The following is a 6,351-nucleotide window of genomic DNA, read 5'->3' as shown; positions in this document are numbered from 1 at the left end:
TACAAATTGAAGTGCGGAATGTGGGTTACAAATTAATAACCTTGTTTTCTAGTTAGTTTTTGCACTACAATGAAATTATAAAGAATGAGTTTTTCTAGCATATTTTTACAGTTCACAATAATTCAGGAATATGTTCATTTTCATAATTTTCAATTAATACACCAATGACTTGAAAAACCCTGATTTATTCGTGATTTTATCAAAAATATAGGAAGCCTACTTGAATCCGTTTTGGTACGATTAGAGTTATTCAGATCCCCGACTTCTTAGACAAGTCGGGGATCTAGGGATCTAGGGTCAGCGATCGCTACCAATTAATCACCGGATACCTCATCCTGTAAATCCTGAAATCCTGTAAATCCTGATATGGCTTGCGCCACGCTACGCTATCAGACAATTAATTACCGTCAAATTAACAACCTTATTTTAATGCGATTAGAGTTATTTTAAATCCCCAAGAAGTTGAGTATCTATTCCATGTTTATTTTGGACTATAGGGCAGAGAAGAATGGTGTAGAATAATACGCAACTTACCATCACCACCTCTAATAAACTGCCAGGTTTTATCTACTGTTGTGACTTTACCTGTTTTATCAGTGAAGAAAACATTACCCATAGTGGTAGCAGTATTACCAAGAATAAAAATACCAGCGTTGCGAATTTCTACCTTTCGCCATCCTTTGAGAGCAAAACCAGTATCTTGAGGGAAGGAGGAATCACCACCCACAAAATAAGACAAAGCTCCTTTGTGTGTCGTGCGGAAGGTCTGGTCTCCAGTTGTCAAGGTTGGCTTGAACAACACCAATCCCGATTGATAAGCATATGCTTGATCTATTATATTGTCAGCCAATGTTCTAGCAGCGGCTATCCCCTTTTCATCATAGGTGGTACTGATGGAAACCAATGCTTCACCCCAGGCTTTTTGAGCAGCCAGCACTTCAGCCTCAGTAATGGATATATTAACTACTGATGTCTTAGAATTTGATGAGTCCGGCTTAGTGGTGGTACTATTAACTTGACCATGAGCCATCGATGGCGCAGTAACCAACAAGGCTATGGTAGCAGCCGTTACAGAAAGATTGACTTGTAATTGTTTAAATGAGTTGGTATGCATACTAAAATGTCAAAGGAGATGTTGAAAAAATTACCACCAACACTCTACAATCTTGTGCCAAATCAGTCCAATATTTACTATAAATAGTTACTATAGGTAATCATCTATGCTATCATTTAATGATCTAGGATTAGCACAACCTGTGGCTAATCGTAAGAATTCAGATGAGAAAATAAGATCCCCGACTTCTGTAATTAATTGATCATTTATGGACACAATCAATAAAAGAAGTCGGGGATCTGGGTATAAACAAGTTCTATGGCTGAATACTTACGGCTAATCAATAAAGTAGTGCTAATTTTTGGCAAATTTCTTGAAAAACTTCTCTCATTTTATTGATGTTTATTTAATCAGGATAAGCTAAACCAGTTCTGGGATCACGAATATATAATCCTAGTGTTAAACTCCGTACCACTTCATCCCAAATAGGTGTTAATTGTTCGGCTTGGTCTGCCCAATAATCAAAAGTAATTAAACATTGAATATTAGAACCTAAACCAACACAAGTTCTTGAAAATGCTTCCCTGGGTTCTGCTTGAGTATCAATAAATTTAATTTGGCACCACATAATTCTAGCAGTTTGTCGTTTAACTTGAATTACTTCTCCCCTTTCAATGACATCACGACTATCATCTTCCATGATTTTCTTTAAAGTAGATTTGAGAGGGAATAAAGTCCAGTCATTAGGAGGTAAATGATTATAAGATACCTCTAAACAACAATCATCATTAGGTGGTTTTTTATCCATGAATTTGAAAGATTTCTCTTGTGGTTCAAATACCCAATTCTGAGGAATATTAAAGCGAACAGCACCCCTCCCGGCTACAAAAATCTTATAACCATCGGGTCCTTCCCAGTGATGATTCTGGTCTAATTCTAGGGTTTCTTTAATCCATTGCAGATTGCTTTTCTTGCGCTTGGTCATACTTTACGTTTCTGTTTCCAATCCCACACTATCATAAAGCATTTCTATCGGAAATTCGGCGTTGCTGATTTGAGGTATGAAAATTATTTTTGATGATCTCCAAACCCTTGTAGAGACGTTCCATGGAACGTCTCTACATCTAAATTCATACTTGGTTTCAGCAACGCCGATTCTCGAATTGTTACTCTGGTCTTTGCAGATTTCAAACGCAGATTTACTTGCTCTAATTCCAGTCCTAACTTCGTTTTCATGTTGTATTGTTGTAGCGATCGCTATAAATAGACATCTGGTGGTCATTAAATGTGCATAACCACCAAACTCTTGTAGGGACAATTCATGAATTGTCCCTACGATAATTTTCACTTCTATGTCTACTAGACTATATTTAGACTAAAAATAAACTGGAACAAATCTGCCAAGAAAGCACTAAGAGCTAAAGCAGCAGTCTGGAGAAATAAAGTAGGGGCAAACCTGCTCGTACCGGTAAAGCTTGGGGAGTGGGAAATTCTAGATTCAAAATTAAAAGAAAGTAAAATCAAGACGCAATCCCAGGTTTTGAGGATTTAGGGAAATACCTGCTAAATCAGCACTTTTTAAATCATTAAGAAAATCTGATAATATAGGATCATTGATGGTAAATAGTGGGTTACGGTGCATTAATATTATTGTATTTTACTACTTGATTAGCTCATATGCCTAACCCACCCTACGATTACTCTGTTTCTTCTCCTGTATTGACTTTTGGCGGTTTCTTATAGGTGAAAGTAAAAGTATCTCCACTTTTAATCACTTGGTTAATTTCACTATAAAAAGGATAGTCACCAATTCCACTCATACAAGCCCAACCTCTCGATCTTGTTAATGCAACAAATAGCTGATTTCGTAAATTAGGATCATTTTCATTTTCTGCAATTTTATCAATTCCAACAACATAAACCATATTAGCCTCATTTCCTTTTGCTCGATGAATACGAGAAATTGTTACACCTCCTTCACACCAAAATTTATCTTGATTTAATGTTCCAGCTTGAAAATTTGGATTTAATTGATTCAGTGTTTTAGCAGCCGCAATGTAAATATTAATTCCTTCTTTCATCAAGAATTTTCCTACTTCTGTTTCTAACTGACCTGCATCTCTCACTGAACCTAAAACGACTATTAAAATATCTCTACTAGATTTTAATCCATCTTGCTCAAGATTATATTTAATTCTTGCGGCTAAAGCTTCTAATTCTTGAGTTCGAGATTCATAGGTTTCAAATTCAAGAACTGGCTTTTCCCATAGTTTAGGAATAGGATTCGGCGAATTTTCAGGAGGACGATGTAAAACAATTTTTTGCCCAGAACGAAATTCCCCTTCTTTAACTTGATAACCAATAGATTCCCAACTCTTCTTGTCTGTTAATCCTTGTAGTATTCCATCGGAGCGCAATAATCCCATTCCAATTGCGTGAGCAGTTGTTAGAATTTCTCCAGGAGTTCTATAACAACGGTGCATTATTTCACTTTTTTTAATTCCACCCTTATGTTGTCCAGATACTAAATTTGTCAAACTTTTACCAAATAATTCTTTAGCCATTGGTATTTTTAAACTATCTAAACTTTGAGCTTCATCATAAGCCCATATTAGACAACGTTGTTCAGAAGATTCATTGTCAACAGGACGTAAAGCTTGATAAGCCATCCAATAAATAGCTTGTTTAGATTCATTATTTTCTTCAAATTTTCTTTCATCTTCACTTACAAGGTCTTGACCTTCATCAATAAGAATAGCATCAAAAAGAGGTTGGATTTCTTTCCCATCTAACAATCTCTTAGTACATTCAGCTAATCCTTCACTTGGGCTTAAACCCTGAATAGCTCTCAAAGGTGAAACGCCGTGTCTCTCACAAATAGTTGAATATAAACCTGCTCTATAGCTACCACCCCAAGCATGAAGAACTTTTAGTTTTCTCCTAACTTTTTCATCATAGGAAACATCGCCATTACTAAATCTTTTTAACCAACGATCTAGTAAACTTTCAATCTGCTCATATAAAGAACGGGTAAAGAACACTAAAGCAATATCCCAATCAGGATGTTTCAAATACATATTAGCAGCTTTTTGGCACAATAAAACAGTCTTACCTGAACCTGCAATTCCCCGTATTCTTTGCGCTCCTGGAGGAATTTCTTTACCAATATGTTCTTGTTGTAAATCAGTTTCATAAAGCCACTCCCCAAGAATTGAAAGAATAGCTGATCTATTTTTAGTATGAGAAAAAGTAGCTGTAGAAGGTTTACGAAGTACAGGAGTCCCACTAATAACAGCACGCAATACTTTCCATTGTTCATCATTGATGTGATCTCCTGTAACCATTGGTTGTGATTGGTAAATTCTCTCAAAAAAAGCTGTTTTCCCCAAATTATTTTTAAATATAATAGGAGGACAATTAGGTAATTGATCAAAACCTTTTTGTTGCCACTCTTCTATGGTAATTTTTGGTAAGGCAACTAAAGCACGTCCTGTAATTTTGCGGAAAATAATATCTTCTCGATCACAATATCCTAATAATGTTTGTAATGAACGATTAGAACGTTGTGCAGGATTGAAAAGCAATGTACTATCATGTGCAAATTCCCATTGATCACCATTGACAGCTACAACTTGATAAATACTAATATTTTCTATTTCTATAGTAATTAATCCCAACTCTCGATCAACAATCAGAATGTCTGGTTCTTTTCTGACTTCTCCTACTTTAGAGAATAAGGGATAACGCCAATATCCTATGCAATCTCGACTAGAAAAACTGTCTTTAGTGGTTTTCCAAATTTTCTCATGAGTATCATGTTTGTCGTTGGATATAGCTTCACTGGTTATAAATTTGCGTTCATTGTCAGTCATGATTATATCTCCTTTATTTTGATGACTTACCCAAATTTAGGCATGACTATTTACGTAAAATCGCATAAATAATTTAAATTAACAGATTTATTATTTATGATGCACCCTACAATAAATATTTAGTGTGAAACTTGCGTGAGTTATACTTTTTACATACCCTACACCACCTACCCAACCCTGAAAAGCGGAAAAAAGCGGATCTCAACAAAAAATTACAAACAGACGGAAAAAGACTGAAAAATACGGATAAAGTCTGCTATCATTACTTGTGTCGCGTTACATTTCTAACCATGCAGGTTCACGAACTACTACAACTTGTGGATGAAGCTGTTTATCTCAACACAGGCAAGCATCTCAATGACTTGCAACGTGGAGTTATTGAGGGGACACTAAAGCATCAAAAGTATGCTGATATTGCCGAAAATTGTGGTTGTAGCGCGGGTCATGCAAAGGATGTAGGTTACGAACTTTTACAAATGTTATTTGATATTTTTGATGAACCAGTTGATAAAAGTAATCTTAAATCTGTTCTGGAACGACAGGAAAATGTGGATATTTCTTTGGGTGATAATAGTAATAATTTATTTGTAAATGGCTGTGTAAATATTAGTTCTAAACAACCTAAAAATAAATCAGATAAAAATCATTCTAGTAATACTAAATTAAAGCAACGTAAAAATAATAAACCTCAGATAAAAAAAATTGATAAATTACGGTATTTTGGTTTAAGTGACGAGCAAATTGCAGAGATCTTAGAGTTACCTTTAGAGGTAATTAAACAGGTGGAATCGAACGGTATCTAATTTTTGGACTAATTTCACCTTTAGCTGAATACTTACACAATATCATCTTTGCTGAGTCATTGCCATCACAGTTGCAACAGTTAATTCTAAAATGTTACCCAAGGTGGGAAGTGTATCATTATCAGCATAAATCAGTGGTAATTCTTGATTTTCCCACACCCAAATTTGCTTTTTTTGAATATCAATTAACCAAGCAAGTTGTGTCCCATTACTCAAGCAATGCAGGATTTTTTGTTGTATATCTAATGTACTTTGATCAGGAGAACGAATTTCAATTAACCAGTCTGGTGAACCTTGTAGGGGTCCATCTTCATCAGCAAGACGTTCGCTATTAACAACCGAAATATCAGGTACAGGAGACATGGGAGACACGATACACCGTAATTCTTGAATAGCTTCGTAGGCGGTAGTTTGGTTATTGATGGCGTTAACAAGGTTACGTTGGAGGCGAGAATGAAACAGCGTTGGCATGGGTTTTTGCTGGACTTTTCCTTGGATAAACTCCCAAGCTGGAGAGGCTTCAATATTGGGTTGTTGCAGAAAATTGTCTAATGAATTAGTGAGAGTAGATAATTGCATAATTGCTGTTATTTATTGTTCACATTTTGGGAAATTTCAGTAA

General features: G+C 35.5%; 7 protein-coding genes. 1 reads left to right on the top strand and 6 read right to left on the bottom strand.

Annotated elements, in window-relative coordinates:
* Positions 1-481: 481 nt before the first annotated feature.
* The 5 genes from CUN59_RS06355 to CUN59_RS06345 all read right to left on the bottom strand — a co-directional run bounded on the left by CUN59_RS06355 (position 482) and on the right by CUN59_RS06345 (position 4,926).
* Positions 482-1,114: a metal-independent carbonic anhydrase family protein gene (locus CUN59_RS06355; RefSeq protein ID WP_104387045.1), complete on the bottom strand. Its 633-nt coding sequence runs from the start codon at positions 1,112-1,114 to the stop codon at positions 482-484.
* Between the two features lie 346 nt (positions 1,115-1,460).
* A complete protein-coding gene (locus CUN59_RS06350; protein WP_104387044.1) occupies positions 1,461-2,039 on the bottom strand; it encodes an Alr1449 family protein in 579 nt (192 codons plus the stop codon).
* 83 nt (positions 2,040-2,122) lie between these two features.
* The gene (locus CUN59_RS21660; protein WP_207765377.1) at positions 2,123-2,290 is read right to left on the bottom strand and encodes a hypothetical protein; all 168 of its coding nucleotides are present in this window, start codon (positions 2,288-2,290) and stop codon (positions 2,123-2,125) included.
* A 268-nt stretch (positions 2,291-2,558) separates the two neighbouring features.
* Positions 2,559-2,696, bottom strand: coding sequence for a hypothetical protein (locus CUN59_RS21350; RefSeq protein WP_165790167.1), 138 nt, complete (start codon positions 2,694-2,696; stop codon positions 2,559-2,561).
* Positions 2,697-2,751: 55 nt separating this feature from the next.
* Positions 2,752-4,926: a DEAD/DEAH box helicase gene (locus tag CUN59_RS06345; protein ID WP_104387043.1), complete on the bottom strand. Its 2,175-nt coding sequence runs from the start codon at positions 4,924-4,926 to the stop codon at positions 2,752-2,754.
* A gap of 131 nt (positions 4,927-5,057) precedes the next feature.
* On the opposite strand from CUN59_RS06345, the gene CUN59_RS06340 reads away from it, so the two are divergent.
* Complete coding sequence (locus CUN59_RS06340) at positions 5,058-5,729, top strand: helix-turn-helix domain-containing protein (protein WP_243406884.1); 672 nt, start codon at positions 5,058-5,060, stop codon at positions 5,727-5,729.
* Between the two features lie 42 nt (positions 5,730-5,771).
* Here CUN59_RS06340 and CUN59_RS06335 read toward each other — a convergent pair whose 3' ends face one another.
* Positions 5,772-6,308, bottom strand: coding sequence for a Uma2 family endonuclease (locus CUN59_RS06335; RefSeq protein WP_104387041.1), 537 nt, complete (start codon positions 6,306-6,308; stop codon positions 5,772-5,774).
* Positions 6,309-6,351: the final 43 nt, after the last annotated feature.

It is taken from the genome of Cuspidothrix issatschenkoi CHARLIE-1 (assembly GCF_002934005.1).
GTDB lineage: Bacteria > Cyanobacteriota > Cyanobacteriia > Cyanobacteriales > Nostocaceae > Cuspidothrix > Cuspidothrix issatschenkoi.
The sequence above is the reverse complement of the archived record's forward strand: the minus strand, read 5'-3'. Positions and strand labels throughout refer to the sequence as shown.

Bases quoted from the DNA above. Each gene is read 5' to 3' on its own strand.
- CUN59_RS06350 (WP_104387044.1), bottom strand. From the start codon at position 2,039: ATGACCAAGCGCAAGAAAAGCAATCTGCAATGGATTAAAGAAACCCTA.
- CUN59_RS06335 (WP_104387041.1), bottom strand. From the start codon at position 6,308: ATGCAATTATCTACTCTCACTAATTCATTAGACAATTTTCTGCAACAA.
- CUN59_RS06345 (WP_104387043.1), bottom strand. From the start codon at position 4,926: ATGACTGACAATGAACGCAAATTTATAACCAGTGAAGCTATATCCAAC.
- CUN59_RS06355 (WP_104387045.1), bottom strand. From the start codon at position 1,114: ATGCATACCAACTCATTTAAACAATTACAAGTCAATCTTTCTGTAACG.
- CUN59_RS21660 (WP_207765377.1), bottom strand. From the start codon at position 2,290: ATGAAAACGAAGTTAGGACTGGAATTAGAGCAAGTAAATCTGCGTTTG.
- CUN59_RS21350 (WP_165790167.1), bottom strand. From the start codon at position 2,696: ATGCACCGTAACCCACTATTTACCATCAATGATCCTATATTATCAGAT.